Raw genomic sequence first — 23258 nt, 5'->3', positions numbered from 1 at the left:
ATGCTGAAAAAATTATGGAGGATATGATGAGTATTAATGTGGTGGAAATATTAAAAGAATGTGAAGCGCTTCTAGAAGGACATTTTCTTCTTTCTTCAGGAAAACACAGCAACAAATATTGCCAATGTGCAAAGCTTATGCAGTACCCGGACAAAACAGAAAAAGTAATAGCAATAGTTGCAGAAAAAGTAAGGGACCTGGACATAGACGTAGTAGTTGGACCTGCCATGGGAGGGATTACTGCTGCATATGAGCTTGGTAGACAGCTTGGAAAAAGAGCTATATTCACTGAAAGAGAAAACAATCTGATGACATTGAGGCGTGGTTTTGAAATAAAGCCCGGTGAGAGAATTTTAATTATGGAAGATGTAGTTACAACTGGAAAATCGTCCATGGAAACTGCAAGAGTTTTAGAAAATCTCGGAGGAGAGATTATAGGGCTTGGCTGTATAGTTGACAGAAAAGCAAGTGAAATATCACTTCCAATTTTCAGTGCTGTAGAACTTGAATTTGAAACGTACAATGAAGGCAGTTGTCCGTTGTGCAAAGACGGCTCAGCACCTGTTAAACCAGGAAGCAGAAAATTTTAAACAAAAAAACTTAGGTAAGCCTAAGTTTTTTTGTTTCATTTTTATAGGAAGAATAACGGCCAGAACATCCACCATATAGGGTTTTCACATCTGCCGTATCTGTCGCAGTAAGGATATTGATAGTATCTCATTCTGTTATAATAATCTCTGTCATAACGCCTGTCATTTCTTCTGTTATAATCATAATAGTTATCATAACGCCAGTTGCTGTCATATCTATCATTGTTATAACGGTTAGAATAAACATTGTTGTTTATATTGTTCATACTATCCATATAATACATGCTGTTGTTATTCATGTCAGGTTCAATGTTATCATTTATACCATTCTCATTCTGAATATTATTTTTTTTATTTTTGTCCATTTTGACTCTCCTTTATTTTAAATTATTTACTATAATATATGAAGCAAATTTCGAGGTGTTACGACATTATTTCCTAGGAAATATCAAATTAAATAATACCCAAATATTTGAAATTAATGTTTACAAATCTTTCAAAAAGTATTAAATTATATATATGTGCTGCCGTGGCTCAGCAGGTAGAGCGACGCACTCGTAATGCGTAGGTCGTGGGTTCGATTCCCGTCGGCAGCTTATACATATTGTTATGCAGGATGTCTTTTGGCATCCTTTTTTATTTGTACTAATGTATTTTTAATAGAATCTTAACAGAAAAGAAAAATATACTTAAATATTGTGTGCTATAATAATATAAACTATCAGACAAGGGGTGATTATGCAGAAATGAAAAATTTTTCAGACAAGCCGTTTTTGTTGGTAAGAGAAGGCGTTGTTATGGAAACAAGCGCCGAATTTACATCACTTACTGGATATTGCAATGAAGAAATTACAGGATGTTCAATCAAGCATATAGAAAAAAAATTAAAAACTGATTTTCAGTTTATACATGAAGTCGGAAATAAAAGTGTATGTTCATATATATTTAGTAAGTTGCTTGAACCTATTGAAGTAGCCATAAGATGCATAGATTTGGAAAAAGAGAAAAGTCTGTATATTTTTGAAGCAGATAAAGACTATAAGTTCAACAAAAGCTTCAGCGTAATTGAAAAGCTCAGCACAGATAAAAACACTGGGTTTATTGTAATGAGCTGCCCCGATTTGAGAGTTCTTAAGGTAAATGAAGAATTTATCAAGACATTGGACGAACCTTACAACAATATAGAAACAATTCTGGGAAAAAAGATAAGTGAAATTGTTCCGGATTTTGAAAACAGTAAAATAAAAACATTCTTTAACATAGTTATTTCAACCGATACGCCTTATTTTGAAGAAGAATATGAAGTTGTTAACATGAAAAGGGGAACATCTTTCTGGAACATATCACTGGTTACTATGCCTGATGAAAATGACAATAAATATATTTTGATGTCCATTTTGGAAGTGACTAAGAGAGTAGTTCAGAGGAAAGAAATAGAACAAAGAAACAAGCAGTTAGAAGCAATATTTGAAAATATGTCAGATGGGCTGTTTATAATAGATAATGAAAACAACTATGTAAAAATGAATAAAAAAGCCAAGGAAATAATATATAAGGCAGATTTAGTGAAAAAGCTTGGAGACACACTTGTTCACACAAAATATTTTGATTTGGATGGCAAGGAAATAAAACTTGAAAAAATGCCCCTGCCGCGAATACAAAATGGTGAGGTAGTTAAGGATTTTATTTTTTCAAGTAAAAGCCCTTATGGAGAGCATCATTTCAGTGCTAATGGGTCGCCCATATATGGTGAGAACGGAAATGTTGAAAAGTCCATAGTGCTGCTCAGTGATGTCACAGAAAGGATAAAATATGAAGAAAATTTATATTTCCAGACTCAGTATGATACGTTGAACAGCATTATAAACAGTATGAATATGGGTTTTTTGAGGGTATCTTATCCACTGTTAAAAGTAGTTGGTATAAACAGAATGTTTTATGAAATTTTAAAGGAAGTATTTCCTGAGTTGCCTCACATGAATGAAATTGCCGGGAAAAGTATTTATGAGTGCTTTGATGAAAAGTCAGTTAACATCGATTATCTTATGAATATGCTCAATGATGAGTCAAGAATGTGCAATAAAATGTTCAATTATTCATATACAAAGCAGCTTTCAATTTCCGGGGAAGATAAGCATTACAGGGTTATTTTTCAGCCTGTTTTCAAGTTAAACAATGAAGTTGCAGAACTTGCAGTAATGTGCATTGATGTAACAAATGAAGTTACTGAAAGAAATCTGGCAAAAAAATCATTAGAAATGGAAGAAGAATTCTTTATAAATATAACCCATGAACTTAAAACTCCATTAAATGTAATTTTCAGCGCAAACCAGCTCATGAGCATGCAGCTGTCGGAAGGTTTGAATGAAAAAAACACTGTATCATTTGAAAGAAATATGAAAATAATCAAACAAAACTGCTACAGGCTTACAAAACTTGTTAATAACATAGTGGACCTGTCTAAAATTGAGTCAGGTCATTTGGATTTAAATCTTCAAAATGTGAATATTGTAGAAATTGTTGAAGACATTGTGCAATCAATATATCATTATATTGAAGGTAAGGGGCTGAATGTGATTTTCGACACCAATACAGAAGAAAAGATAATGGCAGTGGATTCATATAAAATTGAAAGAATCATTTTAAATCTTATATCCAATGCAATTAAATTTTCCGATAAAAGCAATGAAATAACAGTAACTGTGCAGGATGAAGGAGATTTTGTTGAGATAGATATCAAAGACAATGGAGTTGGAATGGAAAAAGAATATCTGGATGTGATATTTGAAAGGTTCCATCAGATAGACAAAACACTTTCAAGAAATGCAGAAGGCAGCGGCATTGGTTTGGCTCTGGTAAAATCACTGGTGGAAATGCATGGAGGTGAAATAAGAGTTGAAAGCATGTTGGGAGAAGGAAGTACATTTAAAATAATTCTTCCGGCAAGACTGATCGATGAAACAGAAAATAAGAATTTTATCATGTTCATGGATAACAAATCTGAAAAAATTAACATAGAATTTTCGGATATATATTCAATATAAAAATGTGCTGTTATAACAGCACATTTTCTGCAAGAGCGGGTGATGGGAATCGAACCCACACAGCCGGCTTGGGAAGCCGGAACTCTGCCACTAAGCTACACCCGCAAAACTAATCATTTAAATTATATGACAATATTGACTAAAAATCAAGAGTTATAATAACAAAAGCCGCCGCATAGCGGCTTTTGTCTACTTTAAATACCTGGTTATTTTTCCTGTGTAGTACAGAGACAGCCTGTGAAGGGCTCTTGTACAAGCAATGTAAAGGAGCTTCTTGTCATAATCTGTATTGTAAGTTTTGTTGTCGGTTCCGTAAACCATTACAGCATCAAATTCAAGTCCTTTTGCAAGGTATACGGGAACTATGATTGTACCTGTTATGCTTTGTTCTTCAAGGTAATCTACTAGCTTAACCTTTGTACGCCCTGCTATTCTGAAATATAAATCAGCAGCAGTCTTTCTGTTCTTGCAGATTATAGCCACTGTGTTTAATCCCTGTGATTTATAATTTTCAATATCCTTAATAAGCTTGTTGTCAAGCTCATCTGTTGTTTTGCACTGAATGATTTCAGGTTCTTCCTCATTTCTTTTGAAGTACTCAGTATACGTACCTTCCTCAAGGAGTTTTGAGCTGAATTTGCTGATTTCATAAGAGCTTCTGTAGCTCTTGTTCAGGAATACTTTGTTGTTTTTTTCAAAACCGAATATTTCAATTATATCATCATAAATTGAAACGTCGCTTTTCTTTTCAACGGACTGATTTACATCGCCAACCACAGTGAAACGCGCATCTCTGTATAGATTTTTTAATATGTGGTAATGAAGAGGGTAATAATCCTGAGCCTCATCAACCACAACTTGCTTGATGTCTCTGAACAAGTCACAACCTTCAGCTTTTATCTTCAGATAAACTAGGCCCATACCGTCTGCATAGGGAATATTGTACCTATCCTGAAGGCTCTGATTTGTGTAATTAATTATTTTTTCAATATTTTCAGGAAGAATCAGTCCTTTTGATACTGCATTGAAAATTTTGCGGTTTTCAAAAAGTGTCTTGTAAAGTTCAAAACAGTCAAATTCCGTGAAATTGTGCAAATTTTTAATAAAAGAAGCAGTTTCTTTGGCAGCCAACATTCTCGTAAATGATTTGGACTCAAATTCATGTTGGTTCAGTTTCACAACAGCCTTTTCAATTTTGCTTCGTCTTGACAATTTCCTTTCATGGAGCTTTTCTATAATTCTGTTTTCCATTATTTTTAATTTTTTTGCAGTTGGCATATTGAGCTTTCCGCTTAATAAGAACGACTTTAAAAGCTGTTTTGTTTCCAGAAATTCACCGTTAAAATACACATCTTCAAATTTTATCATTTTGTGCTCAAAATAATACACAAAACGGTCCAATATTTCCTTAAAAGTTTTAGATCCCTTGAACTCGTTGTAGGATCTTAAGAAGTTTCGTTCTTCTTCTGTAGCAGCACATATTATATTTTCAAAGTTTTCGCTTTTAGTTTTAACAGACAGCCTGCTTTCATAAAGTTTAAAGAAGATGTTTTCAAATGTGAATTCGTTGATGTTGTCTTCTCCTAACTCTGGAAGAACATTGGAGATATACTTTGAAAACAGGGGATTAGGTGAAATTACAATGATGTTGTTGGCGCTTAACTTGTAATTAAGTCCCTGATACATCAAAAATGCTATTCTGTGCAGTGCAACAGATGATTTTCCGCTTCCTGCCACTCCTTGAACAACAAGAAGATCATTTTCCAAATCTCTTATTATAAGGTCCTGTTGCTTTTGAATAGTTTCAACAATTGTTTTCATTTTGGAAGTCATGTTTTGTGACAGTGCTTCCATGAGCATTTCATCAAGTATGTTGATGTTGCTGTCGAAAAAATATTCCATTTCACCTTTTGTTATTTTGTACTGTCTTTTTAGAGTAATTGTCCCTTTGATTATTCCGGCAGGAGCTTTGTATTCAACTGGACCTAGTTCATTTCTGTAATATACGCTTGAAATTGGAGCACGCCAATCATAGACTTTTATGTCATGGGTTTCTTCATCCATCAAGTTGAAAAGTCCTATATATATTTTATCAGTGTCATCATAACCTTGCTCAGTGAAATCAATCCTTGCAAAATAAGGGCTGTCAAGCATCTTTTCATACTTGGAGATTCTCTTGGCCAGTTCCGTATATGTGAAAGTTTGTGCCTGCAATGCACTTAAATACTGGTTTAGGTCTGAAAGTTTGTCAAAATCCGCTGATGAATGGGTTGTATTTTCCCACATTTCTTTTCTCGCAGCAATAAGATCTATCTTTTGTTCTTCAAGATTGCTTGTTTCAATGTCCAATTTATATTTCAATAAGTTTATTATTTCTTCAAGGTATTGAATTTCTTCTAAGTGTTTGTCGTTATATTCAATCATAATATTTCCCCTTTTAAAACTGCACAAATATTAATTAATTAAAATAAATATTTAATAGATAATTATATCATATTGTGCATTATATGAAAAGAAAAAATTAAAAGTACTTGCTAAATATAAAAAGTTGATTTATGCTGCTATAGTGCGCAAATATTAACAAATAATGCTTAAGTGAAATAGTGGAAAATGCTTCTTGTATTATATAGCTTGTTAGGAAAATTTTAATATTTATTAAAACATTTACGTGACATACAAATTTTTTGGTGTATAATGGTTGTAACAGTATTACAATGACGAGGGTACTAAATTGATTGGAGAAAAGATTAGGAATATTAGAAAGAGCAAAAATTTAACAATAGTGGAGTTGTCTGAGAAAATAGATGTAACCTCAGGCTATATTTCGCAAATAGAAAGAGATTTGATTTCTCCTTCGCTGTCAGTATTGAAGAGGTTGTCACAGGCGCTTGAAATTCCGTTGTCTGTTCTGTTTATGGAAGACAGTGATGAAAACGTGGTTAAGATGCATGAAGATGAAAGAACAAAAGTGAAATTCGGAAATATAAACATTGAACTTGAATATATTACTCCTGTGACAAATAAGGGTGAGAAAAATGCAGGTATGGAAGCCTTTTTATTCAAGCTTAAACCTAAAACCTCAGTTAGCGAAAACAAAATTATTAATGATGCAAAAGAATACATTTATGTTTTCAAAGGAAAAATTGACTGCAAAGTAGGGGAAAAGGTGTATACAGTGTCAAAGGGGGACAGCATATGTGTTCCGGAAAACAACGGACACACGATTTACAACAATTATGATGAAGAAGCAGAAGCGCTTTGCATATTAACACCGGCAGTCCACTAAAATCTTGACAAATTTTAACTGCTGCGGTATTATCCAATTGTGATGACGGAATGATTTATTAAAGATACAGATGTAATCAGCTATCTAGGTCATTAATTTTAATCATTAGAGGTATAATTTTGAGTGCACCGCGAGTATCTCTCGTCTCTATGAGACGGGATTTTTTTATACTAGGAAAGAGAATTTTCCTAATCATGTACTTGTTCTATGGAGGTATTAAATGTTAGACATCAAAAGAATCAGATATAATCATGAAGAAGTTGAAAGTCTTTTAAAAAGAAGAAATCCAAATCTAAGCATTGGCTGTTTACTTGAACTTGACACTGAAAGAAGAAAAAGGCTTGTGGAATCAGAAAACATGAAATCAGAGCAGAACAAGGCGTCTAAGCAGGTGCCTTCCATGAAAAAACAAGGTTTGGATGTTTCAGACACATTGAAGGAAATGAAGGATATTGCTGATAAAATAAGAATAATTGATGATGAAATCAAATGTCTTGATATAAGAATTGAAGAAGAGCTATTAAAAATTCCTAATGTACCTAACCCTCAAATTGCAGTAGGAAAGACTGATAGAGACAACATGGAAGTAAGGCGATGGGGCGAGAGCAGAAATTTTGATTTTGAGCCCATGGCTCACTGGGACATTGGAACAAAATTGAATATTCTTGATTTCGAAAGGGCTGTTAAAATAGCAGGACCACGTTTTTCAATGTTCAAAGGATTGGGGGCACTCCTGGAAAGATCAATAATATCCTACATGCTTGACAAGCACACTGTTGACCACGGGTTCACAGAAATTGCACCACCTTTCATGGTAAACAAAGAAAGCATGATAGGTACAGGACAGCTTCCCAAATTTGAAGATGACATGTTCAAGTTAAAAAGCAAAGATTACTACCTCATACCAACAGCTGAAGTTCCGGTAACAAACATTTTCAGAGATGAAGTGCTTGACGGAGCAAAATTACCCATGTACATGACTGCATATACCCCATGCTTCAGGGCTGAAGCAGGTTCAGCCGGAAGAGATACAAGAGGACTCATAAGAAACCATCAGTTTGACAAGGTTGAAATGGTCATGTATTCAACTCCTGAGGATTCATACAGGCAGCTTGAAATATTAACAATTTTTGCTGAAGAAATTCTAAAAGATTTAAAACTCCCCTACAGGGTTGTTGAACTTTGCACCGGTGACCTGGGATTTAGTTCTGCCAAGACTTATGACCTGGAAGTATGGATGCCCAGCTACGGTCGTTATGTTGAAATTTCCTCATGCTCAAATTTCGAAGATTTTCAGGCCAGACGCGCAAACATTAGATACAGGAGAAGCGACAACAAAAAAGTTGAGTACATTCACACACTCAACGGTTCAGGACTGGCTGTGGGAAGGACATTTGCTGCAATACTTGAAAACTATCAGAATGATGACGGCACTGTGACAATACCGGAAGTCTTAAGGCCCTACATGAGAGGAATGGAAATAATTATATGAGCGAAATTTACATAGACAAAACACTTTACTCAACCATTCCTGATCCTGCAGGAAGGCTAGAGAAAGAAATGGAAGCATACGTAGTTCTTGAAAAACTTGGCATACAGTTTGAGAGAGTAGATCATGGAGAAGCATCATCCATAGAGGACTTAAAAAACGTTGAAGATGTTCTTGGAACTAGGATATGTAAAAATTTGTTTTTGTGCAATGCATCAAAGTCCAAGTTTTACTTGCTGCTTATGCCCGGAGACAAAAAGTTTCTCACAAAAAACCTTTCAAAACAAATAGGAAGCTCCAGGCTTTCCTTTGCTGAAGGAGAGCACATGGAAAAACTTTTAAATATTACACCTGGTTCAGTGAGCATTTTAGGTCTTATGAACGATAAGCAAATGGAAGTCAGCTTGGTTATTGACATGGAAACTGCTGAGCAGGAATATTTTGGTTGCCATCCATTAATAAATACATCAACCATAAAAGTTAAAACATCAGACATACTTAATATTTTCCTGCCATATACTGGACATGAATACAAGGTTGTTGAACTATAAATTATTTTCTGTTTTTAAAGTAATAATAAATAGAGGTAGCAGTCGCAGCAGCAATCATAATCAAGAGGTCTGTTGCAGTATCATCAAGACCTCCTTTTACCATTTCCGTACCAAACAAGTAATCTCCGGAAAATTCATACATTTCCCACAATGTTCCCAGTGAAACAGAAAAGGAAAAGGCGCTTAGGGATTTAATAAACTCAAACCTTTTTTGGGATGTCCCTTGTTCATTTTTGATTGATTTCTTAATGAGAAAAAGAAATGATACAACAGCATACCATCCGGACACAAAGTGAAGAAACAGATCAAACCACCAGAATTTGCTGTAAAATTTGTTAATTTCTCCAAGATATAGGGATGAAAAGATAAAGAGGGAAAAAATCATCTGAAAACTCTTAGGCAAAGTTAACTTTTTCTTGTTTGCAGCATGGGTTAAAAGAAAGGGAACTAACAGGCAAAAAACAGCAGCAATGGACAGCTTGAAAATTTTCTCCTGCCCGGCCATATAGCTTTTTGCTCCTGTATAAATGATTACTACTTCAAAAATTAATGTTGCAAGAAGTGCTCTGGTGCTGTATTTGTTGTACATAATTCTCCTTTAGGTTCAGTCTTAATTTATTATATGCAATAAGGGCTATTTATATAAACTCATTGACAAATTATCATAATATGGTAATGTAATTATAATTTTAGTTAAATTTTAAGCAACAATATTAGAAAGGTGTTAATATGATTAAAGAATTTGCAGGCATAATGCCTACTATTGACGAAAAAACATACATAGCAGACGGATCTTATGTAATAGGAGCTGTCACAATGGAGGAATACTCAAGTCTCTGGTACAACTGCGTTGCACGAGGAGATGTTAACAGCATTAAGATAGGAAAGTACACAAATATTCAAGACGGAAGCGTAGTCCATGTTGCAGATGACTGCCCTACTGTAATCGGGGATTTTGTCACTGTAGGACACAGAGCAATAATTCACGGCTGCACAATTGAAGACCACTGCCTCATAGGGATGGGAGCTATTGTATTGAACAATGCTGTCATAGGAAGAGGAAGCATTGTTGCAGCAGGAGCCGTGGTCAAGGAAAACCAGGTTGTACCGCCGTTTTCACTTGTAGCAGGAGTTCCGGCTAAAATTATGAGGACTATTCCTGAGGAAACAGATAAAATTCATTCGCAGGCAGTTAAATACAAAACATTGTGGTCAGAAAAATATGGCATTATGCCAAATGCCGGCGGAGAAACTTACAAGGGAGAACAAATAATATAATCTTTTTTACAAATATATATGATTAGAGTAATAATTTTTTGGTATATGATAAGCATAAATGTAAATTGTAAATTGTAAAGGAGAAATTATGGCTGTAAGTTTATATTTGAATTTTAACGGAAACTGCAGAGAAGCAGTTGATTTTTATGCAGATGTTTTTAATGTTGAAAAAAATGAAGTAATGACTTTCAAGGAAGGCCCGCAAAATCCGGAAAACCCCCTTCCAAAGGAAGCGGAAAATTTAATCATGCACACTTATCTCAACATAAGCGGTATGAAAATAATGTTTTCTGATACATTTCCGGGAATGCCATTTAAGACAGGTAACAACATTAATATAGCAATTCTGGAAAGCGACACTGAAAAAATTAGAACATGGTTTGATAAGATGAAAGTTGGAGGGACAGTTGAAATGGATTTGCAGCAAACATTCTGGAGCAAGTTGTACGGCTCGCTGACCGACAAGTTCGGAGTTCCATGGCTGTTCAGCTGCACAGAGCAATAACATAACCGCAGCAATGCGGCTTTTTAATATACGAGAAAAGTTCTCTTTCCTAGTATATTAAAAACGGGGATTGCTCAGCAACTTTTTAATTGGAGGAAAAATGTTTAAAATAGGATGTCATTTATCTGTCTCTGGCGGATATGAAGCAATGGGAAAAGATGCTCTAAAAATTGGAGCCAACACATTTCAGTTTTTCACTCGTAATCCCAGAGGAAGCAAGGCAAAGGATATTGATCCGCTTGATGCTGAAAAATTAAGAAAACTGCTTGAAGAAAATAACTTTGGAAAGCTCATAGGACATGCGCCGTACACATTGAATATTTGCTCGGCAGATGTAAAGACAAGGGAGTTTGCTGCAGAAGTGCTTGAGGATGATTTGAAAAGGATGGAATACATTCCGTACAATTATTATAACTTTCATCCGGGAAGCCACTTAAAGCAGGGTATAGATGAAGGAATAAGGTACATAACTGATTTGTTGAACAAAGTTCTTAAGGCTGAGCAGACGACCGTTGTGCTTCTTGAAACCATGGCAGGAAAGGGAACTGAAATAGGAAGTACATTTGAAGAATTGAAACTCATTATGGATAAAATTGAGTTAAGAGAAAAAATTGGAGTATGCCTTGACACATGCCACGTATATGATGCAGGTTACGACATTGTCAACGACCTGGATGGTGTTCTAGATGAGTTTGACAAAATTATTGGGCTCGAAAATCTTTATGCCATTCACCTTAATGACAGCAAAAATCCATTCAACAGCCATAAGGACCGACATGAAACCATAGGAGAGGGAAGTTTAGGAATAGAAGCAATTTCAAGGATAATCAACCATCCAAAATTATATGATCTTCCTTTCTTCCTTGAAACTCCAAATGAGCTTGATGGCCATGGGGAGGAAATCAAAAAGTTAAAAGAACTTTATAAACATTAAAAAAGGAAAGATACTTTAGCCAGAATATTGAAAAATATATTTAAATTTAATCACTAGCGGGAGGGCACGATACGAGTCCGCTGAAAAACTATACATTTATTCTCTGTCATTCTGAGGCGATACGTAAGAATCTCATGTTTTCAACAAAGATGAGATCCTTCACTGTCGTTCAGGATGACAGGAAAGACTTTTTCAGTGACGTCAACGAAACCCTCCCCTACATAGCGGCAATGTCATCAACCTAAGGAAAGTTTTACTTTTTGTTCATAACTTAATAAATTGTTGACAACTTTTATGAATTTTTAAATACTTGTTGACAACTATTTGTTTTTATTTTTTTCTTTTATCATTTTGCGGGCGTTTTTCATGCCCCCTACGCTCTTGAACATTTCATTTATTTTCTTTGATTCTATCTGCCTTGAATTCAAGCCTTCGTATCCTGCTTCTTTTTTGAGCTTATGATAGCTTAAAAGCCTTTCTTCTGACAAACTTCCATTTTCAATTGCATTTTTCACGGCACATCCTGGTTCATTTGTGTGGGTGCAGTCCCTGAACCTGCAGTCTTCGGACAATGCATCAATGTCGGAAAAAGTCTTTTCCAGGTCGGCACTTTCAATGCCAAGTTCTCTCATGCCCGGAGTATCAATTACAACACCTCTTCCGGGAAGCATTATGAGCTCTCTTCGTGTTGTGGTGTGCCTTCCCTTATCGTCATTGCGAAGTCCCTTTGTTTCATAGACATCTTCACCTAAAAGCCTATTGATCAATGTTGTTTTTCCTACTCCTGAAGAACCAATGAAAGCAACTGTCTTGCCATGTTCAATATATTTTGTAACACATAAATATCCGTCTTCGCTCATGCTGGATGTTATTATAACATCCAACCCCAGACACACTTCTTCAAGCTCAGAAAGTCTTTCATCAAGATTTTTACAAAGATCTGCTTTTGTAAGAACAACAACAGGAACTGCTCCGCTGTCCCAGCCTATTCCAATATAGCGCTCAAGCCTCCTCAAATTAAAATCATTGTTTAAGGACATGCATATAAACACCGTATCTATGTTGGCTGCAACAATCTGCTCATCGTTTCCTGTTCCGGAAGCTTTTCTAACGAATGCGCTTTTTCTGGTGAGAACATGGTGTATAATAGAATTTCCATCCATAACCTTTTTATCAAGCATGACAAAATCACCTACAGCTGGAAAATCTGAAATAGTTGCTGCGTTATACCTGAATTTGCCTGACACCTGTGCCGTTATTTCGCCGTCTTCAGTGACAGCCTTGTACAGGTCTTTGAACTGGGAAATTATCCTTCCTGCAGCAAGACCTTCATATAAGACTGCCTCATTCATAAACCTTTCATTGAGGCCATATTCTTTCATATCAATTTTGTTCAATTAAATCCTCCTGTTTTTAAATGGAGGCATATCTTAGTATTTATATACCTCCGGATTGCTGTTTATTTCATAATTTACAATTAACATAATGCAACACTCCTTTCGAGTTCCAAGATTTGTATTTTCATTCTATATTATTATAACAATTATTTCAATGACAATGTTCACGATGTTGACTATTTTGCAAAATAACAATATTATTAATACAAATAATATATGAAGGCAGGATAATATGGTTAAAAAAGAAGAATTTTATTATGACTCGTCAGACAAAACAACAAAAATTCATGGGGTAAAGTGGATTCCGGATGGAGAAGTAAAAGGAATTCTTCAGATTTCACATGGAATGCTTGAACACATGGACAGGTATAACGAATTTGCCGTCTACCTTGCTTCAAATGGTATACTTGTAGCAGGCAATGATCACTTAGGCCATGGATATTCACTTACCAATGAAGAAAACAGGGGATATTTTTGCCGGGACAACGGAAACAAGACTGTCATAGAGGATATGCATAAGCTTAGAAAGATTATAGAAACTGAATTTAAACATAAGCCATATTTCTTCTTAGGACATAGCATGGGTTCATTTCTTCTGAGACAATATATAACAATTTACAATGAAGGACTTCATGGAGCCATAATCATGGGAACGGGAAATCAGCCTTATGCACTTTTGAAGTCAGGAATTATTATTACAAGACTAATAGCCTTGTTCAAGGGTTGGAGGTACAGAAGCAGCTTTGTGAACAAACTTGCCATAGGTAATAACAATAAAAAGTTTGAACCTGCCAGGACAAGTGTTGACTGGCTCAGCAAGGATGAAAAAAGAGTGGATGATTATATAAGGGATAAAAGAATTGATTTTGTTTTCACTTTGAATGCATTTTATAACATGTTCAAAGGAATGGAAAGTTTGTACAACAAGAATAACCTTCATAATATGAACAAGGAACTTCCTGTGATTTTCTTGTCCGGAGCAAAAGATCCTGTGGGAAACTTCGGTAAAGATGTGAAGAAGGTTTATGATGACTTTAAGGAAATGGGGATGAAAAACCTGGACATAAAAATATATGAAGATGACAGGCATGAAATATTGAATGAAACAGACCGAGACATTGTGTACCGTGATATTGAAAAGTGGATTTTAAGAATTGCAAAGATTAAGTAATTTATTGCAGCGCTATTATTTCCGTGGAAATAAAGTTAATGTCTACGGGTATTGGGCTAGAGTTAATAATTGACAGCAAGTTTTTCAAATTTAATAATGCATTTCTTCTTTATCTATTATATAATTGATATATTACAGATTGGAGGAAACAAATGAAAAATATCAGAAAACTGCTTTCGCTTTGCCTTGTTATTATTATGCTCACCAATACAATTGCATTTGGCGAAATTAATATTAATGAAAATATAAAGGGTGCGTTGCTGGGTGATCTGGAAACTGGTGAAGTTTTATATGAATACAATATAAATGAACAGCTGGCCATGGCCAGTGTCACAAAGATAATGACATACCTTGTCATGATGGATGCAGTATCAAAAGGGGAGATATCCCTTGACGACGATGTTGTAATAAGTGGACATGCTGCTGCCACTGAAGGAAGCAACTTTGGAATATTGTCTGGCGAAACAGTGAAGCTTAGCCTTCTAGTTAAAGGCATGCTCATAGTGTCCGGCAATGACTGTGCAACTGCTATTGCAGAGCATGTTGGAAAAACTGAGGACAATTTTGTAATCATGATGAATTCCAAAGCCTCAGAGCTGGGGCTTTTATCTGCAAGCTTTGTAAATCCTCATGGACTTCCAATTGATGACAATGAAACAGGTCAGAACCACATGTCAGTTTCAGACATATACAAACTTGTAAGGCACATCCTTCTGACATATCCACAAATGCTGGAAGTAACAAAAGAGCCTCAGCTTGTTGTGCCCGAAAGAAATTACAGCAAGACAGCAACAAATCCCATACTTGGAATAGTTGAAGGTGCTGACGGTCTTAAGACAGGTTATACGGACAAGGCAGGTTTGTGTCTGGTGTCTACAATGCCGGTAAAAGGCAACGGACAGGACTACAGGCTTGTAGCAATTCTCATGGGCAGCGCAACTGCCGAAGAAAGACTGGAAAAAACAAAATTGCTTCTTGAATACGGCAAAAATAACTTCACTATGGAAAAACTGGCTGATACATCGCAGTCCATGGACAGTGTTTATATTACAAATTCAAAATTAGGAAAAGTTGACATATTTCCTGCTCAGGACTACTCGAAACTTGTTAACAAGGAAGACATTGTAAGAACTAAAATAACATACAACCAGGAAGTGAAGGCTCCATTATCGAAGGGCGACAAGATTGGAACCATAAGCATACTTGTAAATGATGAGGAAGTAGGACAAGTTGATGCAACAGTAAATGAAAATATTGAAAAAGCAAATATCTTTGTGAGGATTTTAAGGTTTTTCAGCTCTTTATTTGAATAAGGTAAAAAGTCATTATGCTGAGTATAAAACGTAAATGTATTCAGCATAATGATTATATTTCAATTAATTAAAAATAACGTTTGCATAAATATTTCTGCAGCAAAACTCCGAAAAAAATGTGAAAATATGTCGTACGTTGAAATTTCATAATATAATTAACAATAAACGCTTTAAAGAATTTATTAAATAAAGCGCGAAAAGCATAATTATAAAATTCACAAGGCCAAGTACCCAATAAGCGTATTGACAAAAATCAAAAATTAGTGTAATATTCAATAATAGATAAATAAATGTGCATCTGTAGCTCAGTAGGATAGAGCAGTGCCCTCCTAAGGCATGTGCCGGGGGTTCGATTCCTCTCAGGTGCACCATTTTTATTTCGCTATGAAAACGTATGCTAGTAATATATTGGCTGAAGCCAATTTATTTATAATTTTGAGGAGGGAAAAATGAAAAAAATATTATCATTATTGTTAGTATTGACAATGATACTGACAGCTTGTTCAAGCGGAACAACAACAGAGCCTGCCAAAGAACCTGCAGCATCAGAACAACCTGCAGACATTACAGAAGGCGGAAAATATGCAGAAGAGCAGGTTTACAAGACTGTTTATGCTGAAGAAGTAACAAGCATAAACTATTTGACCACTGCAACAAACGTTGACTTTGCTCTGGCAGCAAACCTGGTTGACACATTGGTTGACTACGACATGTATGGAATAATCCAGCCTGCTTTGGCAGAATCATGGGAATCATCAGATGATGGACTCACATGGACATTTCATTTGAGAAAAGGCGTAAAATGGGTTGACTATGAAGGAAATGAAGTTGCTGAAACAACAGCAAACGATTTTGTAAGCGCTGCACAGTATCTTTTAGATCCTGCAAACGAGTCAGAAACAGCAAATATTTTCTACAGTGTAATTAAAAACGCTGAAGCATATTTTAATAAAGAAATTACAGATTTTGCCCAGGTAGGAGTTAAGGCAGAAGATGATTATACATTAGTTTATACATTGAAAGAACCAATACCATATTTTGAATCAATGCTTACATATGTTTGCTTCTTCCCTGCATACGGACCATTCCTTGATGAAATGGCAGATATGTTTGGAACATCAAACTCTGCTCTTCTTTACAACGGATCATATTTATTGTCAGAATTTGAACCTCAGATGCAGAGAATTCTTAAAAAGAATCCAACATACTGGGATGCTGCAAATATATTCATAACAGAACTTAACTACAAATACAACAAAGAAGCAACTGCACTGGCAGGTGAAATGTACAAACGTGGAGAAATATCAGATGTAATAATTCCTCCTGCAAGCCTTGATGAATGGATGAAAGACCCTGTTCTTAAGGATCAGGTAAGACCTAGCAGATTAGGAACATACACATATTTCTACGCATTTAACTTTAAACCTACATTTGATGCTGAATATGAACCTGAAAACTGGAAACTGGCAGTTAATAACTCCAATTTCAGAAAAGCTGTAGTTGCAGGATTCAACAGAATTGCTTCCATGAAGACTGAAGATCCATACAATCCAGAATACAGAATAATAAACACTATTACACCTCCAAACTTTGCATCAGAAAATGGTGTAGACTTTACTCAGACAGGAAACTTAGCAGCAGTTACAGCAAGAGAATTCTTCAATGAAAAAGAAGCTGTAGCTTTAAGAGACAAGGCTAAAGAAGAATTGACTGCATCCGGTGCTACATTCCCAATTAAAGTATTGATGCCGTACAACACAAACTCAACTTCATGGGCTAATGAAGCTCAGGTTGTTAAACAACAGCTTGAAACATTGCTTGGTTCAGACTTTATTGAAATAACACTGCTTCCTCATGCTCCTACAGGCTTCCTTGATGGAACAAGACGTGCAGGTAACTATGCAATAATGAAATGCAACTGGGGTCCTGACTATGCAGATCCACAGACATATACAGACCCATTCAGAAGAGAAGGAAATTACAACTTCCCAGAGTATACAACTGAAGTTACTGCTGATGGAAAGAATTTCTTTGATGCATATGAAGCTATAGTAAATGAAGCTAAGACTGAATACACTGATTTGACAAAACGTTATGAACTGTTTGCAAATGCTGAAGCAATGCTTATTGACAATGCATTTGTAATTCCTTACAACGTAAGCGGCGGTGATGGTTACGTTGCATCACAGGTTCATCCTTTTGAAACTCCTTACTCTGCATTTGGAATTTCCTCCAACAGGTGGAAAGGACAAAGACTATTGGCTAAACCATTAAATACAGAAGAATTCAACGCAGCTCAAACAGAATGGCAGGCAGCACGTGATGCAGCTATAAAAGATGCAGCAAAATAAACTGTAATGGATTGGGGGCTATCTAGCCCCTGATTTATTTTAGCAGCAAAAAAATGCAGAAGGAGAGGCAACGCATGAAATATTATATAAGCAGGCTGTTTAGGTCATTTGTTACATTGATAATAGTAGTTACAGTTGTGTTTTTGCTGATGCGCTTAATGCCTGTTGAAGGATACTTCGGTTCTAACTATGACAAGCTCGATGAAGCACAAAAAATGGCTAAACTAGAAAATCTCGGGCTTTTAGATCCATGGTATATTCAGCTGAAAGACTTTTACACAGATGTGCTGAAAGGAGATTTTGGTCAGTCCATAACATACAGGCCCAAGGCACAAATTTCAGATATATTGGGAGAAAAGCTCATGATTTCCCTGAAATTTGGTCTGGCATCACTCATTGTTTCATTGGTGCTTGGATTAAGTCTGGGTATTCTCATGGCAAGGTTTAAAGGTAAGTTTTGGGACAAACTGGGTACAGGCTACGTTGTGGGAGCTAATGCAGTTCCTGCAGTAATATATTATCTTCTCATACAGGTATTTTTCACACAGTGGTTTAAGCTTCCGCTGTTGTTCGATAAAAGTAACCCAAAGAGCTGGATACTTCCTGTAATGTGCTTGTCACTTGTAAACATAGCATATTATGCAATGTGGATAAGAAGATACATGGTTGATGAATTAAATAAAGATTATGTAAGACTGGCAAGGGCAAAAGGTTTAAGAAACAAGGAAATTATGGTTAGACACGTAATGAGAAATGCTTTTGTTCCAATGGCTCAATATCTTCCGGCATCAATACTTTACACAGTGGCCGGTTCCATTTACGTTGAATCATTGTTTTCAATTCCGGGAACAGGGGGATTGCTGGTAACTGCAATTCAAAGACAGGACAACACATTGGTACAGGCATTGTCTTTGTTGTACTCTTCAATAGGAATAATAGGTCTGATGCTTGGAGATATTCTAATGGCATCATTTGACCCAAGGATTAAATTAAGCGGTGAAGGAGGATCAAGATAATGGGCAGCAAGACAATTAAGAAACTGGCAGACAACATAGATCCTTCAATGTTTGAATTTGCAGAATATGATGAATCAAAATCTGAACTGACCGGATATTCAAATTATTCTTTCTGGAGATCAACACTGCAGGTATTCATGAAAAACAAAACAGCAGTGGCATTTTTGATAATAGTGGCGGTTATTGTGGTGTTCACTTTGTTACAGCCGTATTTACCAAATCAAAAAAGCCCTACACAAATATATATAGATCCTGCTACAGGATTGCAATATCGCAATGTTCCGCCGGGAGAGGAGTTTTTGTTTGGCTCTAATTCCATAGGTCAGGACTTGTGGTCCAGGGTTTGGAGCGGAACAAGGACATCAATTTTCATAGGTTTTGCCGTTGGATTGTTTGAAGCAATTGTTGGCATTACAATAGGGGCTCTTTGGGGTTACGTGAGAAAACTTGATGCCATAATAACTGAAATTTACAACGTGTGGGACAACATACCCACAACGGTGGTATTGATAATTTTAACATATATTATGAAACCAAGTATTCCTACAATAATTTTTGCAATGTGTATGACCGGATGGCTGCAGATGGCAAGATTTGTGCGCAATCTCATAATAATCATAAGAGACAGAGAATACAACCTGGCATCAAGATGTCTTGGCACTCCTACAAAGAGAATAATAACCAAAAACCTTCTTCCGTACCTTGTTTCTGTTATAATGCTCAGAATGGCACTTGCCATACCTGCAGCCATAGGAAATGAAGTATTCCTTTCTTATATAGGAATGGGACTTCCTCTTGATATACCTTCACTGGGCAATCTGATCAATGAAGGAAGGGCTCTGATGATGGTTCCAAGTTCAAGGTATCAGCTGTTTTTCCCTGCTGCTGTAATATCACTTGTAACAGTATCATTTTATGTAATCGGAAACGTGTTTGCAGATTCTGCTGACCCCAGAAATCATGTGTAGGAGGGCGTATGGCACAGAAATCAATTGAAGAAATATTAAATGGTGAAGTAATATTATCAGCTGAAGATGTAGTAATAAAATTCAATTTAAGAGGCCAGGAACTTACTGCCATAAGGGGAGCATCCCTTGACCTTCATAAGGGCGAGAGCCTTGCCATAGTTGGAGAATCAGGTTCAGGCAAGTCAGTGTTCACAAAATCATTTATGGGCCTTTTAGATGCTAACGGAAGAATAGAGTCCGGGAAAATTATGTATAAAAACCAGGACATGGCCAGGTACAAGACTGAAGATGATTGGATAAAAATCAGAGGTAAGGAAATTGCCATGGTATTTCAGGATCCAATGACAAGTCTCAATCCTTTGAAAACCGTAGGCAAACAAGTTCAGGAATCCATTGAGCTTCATCAGGGTTTAAAGGGAGAAGAAGCAAGACGATTGACCATAGAAATTTTAAATGATGTGGGAATTACAGATCCTGAAAGAAGATACAGGCAATATCCTCACGAATTTTCAGGGGGAATGAGGCAAAGAGTTGTAATAGCCATTGCAGTGGCATGCAACCCAAACATATTGATATGCGATGAGCCTACAACAGCTCTGGATGTTACAATACAGGCTCAGATACTGCAGTTGTTGAAGAATTTGCAGCAGAAATACGACCTCACAATAATTTATATCACCCATGACCTGGGAGTTGTTGCAAATGTCGCAGACCGAATAGCAGTCATGTATGCGGGAGACATTGTGGAGCTTGGAACTGCTGAAGAAGTATTTTTTGATCCAAAGCATCCGTACACATGGGCACTTTTGTCATCTCTGCCTCAGCTTGGCATAAAGGGGGAACCTTTGTATTCAATAAAAGGTACACCACCAAATCTGTTCAAGGAAATTGTAGGAGATGCTTTTGCTCCCAGAAACCCAAGAGCACTTAAAATAGACTTTGAACAAAGGCCTCCTTATTTTGAAGTAAGCCCTACACACAAGGCCCGCACCTGGCTTTTGGATCCAAGAGCACCAAAGGTTGAACCTCCTTTGATGATTCAAAAAATGAGAGAAAAGTGGGGTGCCTTAAATGAATAAGGAAAAACTGCTGGAAGTTAAAAATTTAAGGGTTGAGTTCGGAAACAAAAATAATAAGTTTGTTGCAGTAAATGATGTAAACTTCAATATATACAAGGGAGAAACGTTCGGCCTTGTAGGAGAATCAGGTTCGGGAAAAACAACCATCGGAAGGGCTATAATAAGAATAAATCCAGCTGCCGGCGGAGAAATAATTTACAGCGGCAAGAAAATAAGCGGTAAAATTGACTCTGACACAGACAGGGCTCTTACAAAAAAAATACAGATGATATTCCAGGACCCAATGGCATCATTAAATGAAAGAGCAAAAGTTGACTACATTGTTTCGGAAGGTTTGTACAATCTGAAAAACTACGGTACTGAAGAAAACAGAAAAAAAATAGTTGAGCAGGCACTGCTGGATGTTGGACTTCTTCCTGAATTTGCAAGCCGATTTCCACACGAATTTTCCGGTGGACAAAGGCAGCGTATAGGAATAGCAAGAGCTTTGGTAATGGAGCCTGAGCTTATTATTGCCGATGAGCCCATATCTGCACTTGATGTTTCAATAAGGGCCCAGGTTATAAACCTTTTGTCTGAACTTCAAAAGCAAAAAGGACTCACATATTTGTTCATTGCCCATGATTTGTCTGTTGTTCGCTTTATTTCAGACAGAATTGCTGTTATTCACAAGGGAAAAATTGTGGAGCTTGCAGAAACAGAAATGCTTTTTGATTGTCCTCTGCATCCCTATACGCGGTCTTTATTGTCTGCAATACCGACTCCTAACCCAAGAGTTGAAAGAAATAAAAAAATTGAATCATATGATCCGGGAAGTTCTCATTTTGATTATGACAAAAATCCTCCTTCCTGGGTTGAAATAGTACCGGGACATTTTATTCTGGGAAATGAAAGAGAAGTTTCAGAATACAGAAAACAGCTAGATTAACAGCACGAAAGTGCTGTTCAGACTATTGACAAACCCTGACGCTGTCATCCTGAACGGTAGTGAAGGATCTCATCTTTACTGAAAACATGAGATTCTTCGAGCAAGCTCTCAGAATGACAACGTCCTAAATACTTTATCATCAAACTGACAGCACGAAAGTGCTGTTTTTTCTTGAAAATTCTAAGCCGATTGCCATAGGCGTACATTTACACCGTTAAGTATGGAAATCAAAAATCATGGTATAAATTTGAATATAATTTTAGAAAACGTTTGTAAAATTTTCTTGAAAGTTGAAAGGTTTAATGGTATTCTTTTGTGAATTGGACATAATGAAAAGGAGCTTAAATACATATGATATTAGAAACACTCATGAACAGCATAATCCTGATGGCCATATTGATGGCTGTTGGGTACTACTTAAGAAGTAAGAGTATTTTAAATGATGATGCAGAAAATTCCTTATCTTTTATACTTGTGAACATCACAATTCCAGCCATGGTTATAAAGGCAATGTACATTAAATTTTCTTTTGAACAGGTTAAAACAGGTGTATCCTTGCTTGGCATAGCTATTATATTTCATATTATTTTAGTGGCGCTTGGTAACTTGGGCACAATCGGCACAAAGGATGAAGAAAAGAAAAAAATGTTTAAGTTTACAGTTCCTATGATGAACTGCGGATTCATGGGATTTCCTCTTGTCAATCAGCTTTATGGAAACGGAGCAATGTTTTATGCAACAATGTTTCAAACTCCAAACATCATACTTATGTGGACATACGGAATGGCTATTATGATTGGAAAGGACAAGGGCAAGAGTAATGTGAAAGATATATTATTAAATCCCGGAATGATAGGGATTTATGTGGGGCTGTTCTTGTACATAACACAGATTAAACTGCCGATGTTTGCAACAAATCTTATGGATTTGCTCAACAATGTCACTACGGTTTTAGCAATGATTATTATAGGAAGCAAAATTAAGACCATGGGAGTGAGAGAATCACTTGTAAACAGACAAGCTTATTATGCCACATTTTTCAGGCTAGTTCTTTCTCCGTTAATTATGATTTTAATATTCAAGTTTATAAATTTTGAGCCTATGATCGAGCAGATATTTGTAATCTATGCAGCCCTGCCGGTTGCAACATTAATGCCGATTTTAGCACAAAGGTATGGTTCTGATGGTGTATTTGGTTCTAAAATTGTTGTTATAACCCATTTGTTCTCCCTTGTGACAATACCGCTGTTTTTCTGGCTATACACTGTAATTTAATATAAAGAGTAAGTGACTTGTGCATTTGTACAAGTCTTTTTTGTATACGAGGAAAGTTCTCTTTCCTAGTATATAAAAAACGG

At 36.2% G+C, this 23258-nt stretch carries 20 protein-coding genes and 3 tRNA genes; 18 read left to right on the top strand and 5 right to left on the bottom strand.

The features are described 5' to 3' along the window. The first annotated feature begins 23 nt into the window (after positions 1 to 23). Positions 24 to 590 carry an orotate phosphoribosyltransferase gene (gene pyrE, locus LY60_RS02615; protein WP_145079785.1) on the top strand — a complete coding sequence of 189 codons (567 nt, stop codon included), beginning with the start codon at positions 24 to 26 and terminating at the stop codon, positions 588 to 590. A gap of 41 nt (positions 591 to 631) precedes the next feature. Here the strand turns inward: pyrE and LY60_RS02610 are convergent, their stop codons facing one another. After that, a complete protein-coding gene (locus LY60_RS02610) occupies positions 632 to 955 on the bottom strand; it encodes a hypothetical protein (protein WP_145079561.1) in 324 nt (107 codons plus the stop codon). A 158-nt stretch (positions 956 to 1113) separates the two neighbouring features. On the opposite strand from LY60_RS02610, the gene LY60_RS02605 reads away from it, so the two are divergent. Both LY60_RS02605 and LY60_RS02600 read left to right on the top strand, forming a co-directional pair. Continuing rightward, positions 1114 to 1186 (top strand) — tRNA-Thr (locus LY60_RS02605). Positions 1187 to 1288: 102 nt separating this feature from the next. Then, a complete protein-coding gene (locus LY60_RS02600; protein ID WP_212633441.1) occupies positions 1289 to 3634 on the top strand; it encodes a PAS domain-containing sensor histidine kinase in 2346 nt (781 codons plus the stop codon). 34 nt (positions 3635 to 3668) lie between these two features. Here the strand turns inward: LY60_RS02600 and LY60_RS02595 are convergent. After that, positions 3669 to 3739, bottom strand: a tRNA-Gly gene (locus LY60_RS02595). A gap of 84 nt (positions 3740 to 3823) precedes the next feature. Continuing rightward, positions 3824 to 6058 (bottom strand): HelD family protein, encoded by a 2235-nt coding sequence (locus LY60_RS02590; RefSeq protein ID WP_145079555.1) that lies wholly within the window; start codon positions 6056 to 6058, stop codon positions 3824 to 3826. Between the two features lie 307 nt (positions 6059 to 6365). Between LY60_RS02590 and LY60_RS02585 the strand changes: the two genes are divergently transcribed. The 3 genes from LY60_RS02585 to LY60_RS02575 all read left to right on the top strand — a co-directional run bounded on the left by LY60_RS02585 (position 6366) and on the right by LY60_RS02575 (position 8960). Beyond that, a complete protein-coding gene (locus LY60_RS02585) occupies positions 6366 to 6920 on the top strand; it encodes a helix-turn-helix domain-containing protein (protein WP_145079552.1) in 555 nt (184 codons plus the stop codon). A 220-nt stretch (positions 6921 to 7140) separates the two neighbouring features. After that, entirely contained in the window at positions 7141 to 8412 is a 1272-nt protein-coding gene (serS, locus tag LY60_RS02580) for a serine--tRNA ligase (RefSeq protein ID WP_145079549.1), read from the top strand. Beyond that, positions 8409 to 8960, top strand: coding sequence for a prolyl-tRNA synthetase associated domain-containing protein (locus LY60_RS02575; protein ID WP_145079546.1), 552 nt, complete (start codon positions 8409 to 8411; stop codon positions 8958 to 8960). The genes serS and LY60_RS02575 overlap by 4 nt, the downstream gene beginning before the upstream one ends. Before the next feature lies 1 nt (position 8961). Here the strand turns inward: LY60_RS02575 and LY60_RS02570 are convergent, their stop codons facing one another. Beyond that, positions 8962 to 9549: a DUF2238 domain-containing protein gene (locus LY60_RS02570; RefSeq protein ID WP_145079543.1), complete on the bottom strand. Its 588-nt coding sequence runs from the start codon at positions 9547 to 9549 to the stop codon at positions 8962 to 8964. Positions 9550 to 9689: 140 nt separating this feature from the next. Between LY60_RS02570 and LY60_RS02565 the strand changes: the two genes are divergently transcribed. The 3 genes from LY60_RS02565 to LY60_RS02555 all read left to right on the top strand — a co-directional run bounded on the left by LY60_RS02565 (position 9690) and on the right by LY60_RS02555 (position 11677). Continuing rightward, complete coding sequence (locus LY60_RS02565; protein WP_145079540.1) at positions 9690 to 10238, top strand: gamma carbonic anhydrase family protein; 549 nt, start codon at positions 9690 to 9692, stop codon at positions 10236 to 10238. 88 nt (positions 10239 to 10326) lie between these two features. Beyond that, positions 10327 to 10743 carry a VOC family protein gene (locus LY60_RS02560; protein WP_145079537.1) on the top strand — a complete coding sequence of 139 codons (417 nt, stop codon included), beginning with the start codon at positions 10327 to 10329 and terminating at the stop codon, positions 10741 to 10743. Between the two features lie 100 nt (positions 10744 to 10843). Beyond that, positions 10844 to 11677, top strand: coding sequence for a deoxyribonuclease IV (locus tag LY60_RS02555; RefSeq protein WP_145079534.1), 834 nt, complete (start codon positions 10844 to 10846; stop codon positions 11675 to 11677). Between the two features lie 320 nt (positions 11678 to 11997). Here LY60_RS02555 and rsgA read toward each other — a convergent pair whose 3' ends face one another. After that, positions 11998 to 13074 (bottom strand): ribosome small subunit-dependent GTPase A, encoded by a 1077-nt coding sequence (rsgA, locus tag LY60_RS02550; RefSeq protein ID WP_145079531.1) that lies wholly within the window; start codon positions 13072 to 13074, stop codon positions 11998 to 12000. 232 nt (positions 13075 to 13306) lie between these two features. Here rsgA and LY60_RS02545 point away from each other — a divergent pair, with 232 nt between their 5' ends. From LY60_RS02545 to LY60_RS02505, 9 genes are all read left to right on the top strand, one after another. Further along, positions 13307 to 14245, top strand: coding sequence for an alpha/beta fold hydrolase (locus tag LY60_RS02545; protein WP_145079528.1), 939 nt, complete (start codon positions 13307 to 13309; stop codon positions 14243 to 14245). 152 nt (positions 14246 to 14397) lie between these two features. After that, positions 14398 to 15558: a D-alanyl-D-alanine carboxypeptidase family protein gene (locus LY60_RS02540; protein WP_145079526.1), complete on the top strand. Its 1161-nt coding sequence runs from the start codon at positions 14398 to 14400 to the stop codon at positions 15556 to 15558. 294 nt (positions 15559 to 15852) lie between these two features. Beyond that, positions 15853 to 15929 (top strand) — tRNA-Arg (locus LY60_RS02535). Between the two features lie 78 nt (positions 15930 to 16007). Then, positions 16008 to 17909 carry a peptide ABC transporter substrate-binding protein gene (locus LY60_RS02530; RefSeq protein WP_145079522.1) on the top strand — a complete coding sequence of 634 codons (1902 nt, stop codon included), beginning with the start codon at positions 16008 to 16010 and terminating at the stop codon, positions 17907 to 17909. A gap of 74 nt (positions 17910 to 17983) precedes the next feature. After that, positions 17984 to 18925 (top strand): ABC transporter permease, encoded by a 942-nt coding sequence (locus LY60_RS02525; RefSeq protein ID WP_145079519.1) that lies wholly within the window; start codon positions 17984 to 17986, stop codon positions 18923 to 18925. Continuing rightward, positions 18925 to 19893 carry an ABC transporter permease gene (locus LY60_RS02520; protein WP_145079516.1) on the top strand — a complete coding sequence of 323 codons (969 nt, stop codon included), beginning with the start codon at positions 18925 to 18927 and terminating at the stop codon, positions 19891 to 19893. Before LY60_RS02525 ends, LY60_RS02520 begins: the two co-directional genes overlap by 1 nt. Positions 19894 to 19901: 8 nt before the next feature. Then, a complete protein-coding gene (locus LY60_RS02515) occupies positions 19902 to 20972 on the top strand; it encodes an ABC transporter ATP-binding protein (RefSeq protein WP_019229202.1) in 1071 nt (356 codons plus the stop codon). Next, positions 20965 to 21900 (top strand): ATP-binding cassette domain-containing protein, encoded by a 936-nt coding sequence (locus LY60_RS02510; protein WP_145079513.1) that lies wholly within the window; start codon positions 20965 to 20967, stop codon positions 21898 to 21900. Before LY60_RS02515 ends, LY60_RS02510 begins: the two co-directional genes overlap by 8 nt. Positions 21901 to 22251: 351 nt before the next feature. After that, the gene (locus tag LY60_RS02505) at positions 22252 to 23175 is read left to right on the top strand and encodes an AEC family transporter (RefSeq protein WP_145079510.1); all 924 of its coding nucleotides are present in this window, start codon (positions 22252 to 22254) and stop codon (positions 23173 to 23175) included. Positions 23176 to 23258: the final 83 nt, after the last annotated feature.

Source organism: Sedimentibacter saalensis (genome assembly GCF_007830175.1).
Lineage (GTDB): Bacteria > Bacillota > Clostridia > Tissierellales > Sedimentibacteraceae > Sedimentibacter > Sedimentibacter saalensis.
This window is presented reverse-complemented; position numbering and strand designations above follow the sequence as displayed.

Coding starts and splice junctions, on each gene's coding strand:
- LY60_RS02510 (WP_145079513.1), top strand. CDS start 20,965: ATGAATAAGGAAAAACTGCTGGAAGTTAAAAATTTAAGGGTTGAGTTC.
- LY60_RS02525 (WP_145079519.1), top strand. CDS start 17,984: ATGAAATATTATATAAGCAGGCTGTTTAGGTCATTTGTTACATTGATA.
- LY60_RS02590 (WP_145079555.1), bottom strand. CDS start 6,058: ATGATTGAATATAACGACAAACACTTAGAAGAAATTCAATACCTTGAA.
- LY60_RS02610 (WP_145079561.1), bottom strand. CDS start 955: ATGGACAAAAATAAAAAAAATAATATTCAGAATGAGAATGGTATAAAT.
- LY60_RS02540 (WP_145079526.1), top strand. CDS start 14,398: ATGAAAAATATCAGAAAACTGCTTTCGCTTTGCCTTGTTATTATTATG.
- serS (WP_145079549.1), top strand. CDS start 7,141: ATGTTAGACATCAAAAGAATCAGATATAATCATGAAGAAGTTGAAAGT.
- LY60_RS02555 (WP_145079534.1), top strand. CDS start 10,844: ATGTTTAAAATAGGATGTCATTTATCTGTCTCTGGCGGATATGAAGCA.
- LY60_RS02575 (WP_145079546.1), top strand. CDS start 8,409: ATGAGCGAAATTTACATAGACAAAACACTTTACTCAACCATTCCTGAT.
- LY60_RS02570 (WP_145079543.1), bottom strand. CDS start 9,549: ATGTACAACAAATACAGCACCAGAGCACTTCTTGCAACATTAATTTTT.
- LY60_RS02530 (WP_145079522.1), top strand. CDS start 16,008: ATGAAAAAAATATTATCATTATTGTTAGTATTGACAATGATACTGACA.
- LY60_RS02505 (WP_145079510.1), top strand. CDS start 22,252: ATGATATTAGAAACACTCATGAACAGCATAATCCTGATGGCCATATTG.
- LY60_RS02545 (WP_145079528.1), top strand. CDS start 13,307: ATGGTTAAAAAAGAAGAATTTTATTATGACTCGTCAGACAAAACAACA.
- LY60_RS02520 (WP_145079516.1), top strand. CDS start 18,925: ATGGGCAGCAAGACAATTAAGAAACTGGCAGACAACATAGATCCTTCA.
- LY60_RS02515 (WP_019229202.1), top strand. CDS start 19,902: ATGGCACAGAAATCAATTGAAGAAATATTAAATGGTGAAGTAATATTA.
- pyrE (WP_145079785.1), top strand. CDS start 24: ATGATGAGTATTAATGTGGTGGAAATATTAAAAGAATGTGAAGCGCTT.
- LY60_RS02560 (WP_145079537.1), top strand. CDS start 10,327: ATGGCTGTAAGTTTATATTTGAATTTTAACGGAAACTGCAGAGAAGCA.
- LY60_RS02565 (WP_145079540.1), top strand. CDS start 9,690: ATGATTAAAGAATTTGCAGGCATAATGCCTACTATTGACGAAAAAACA.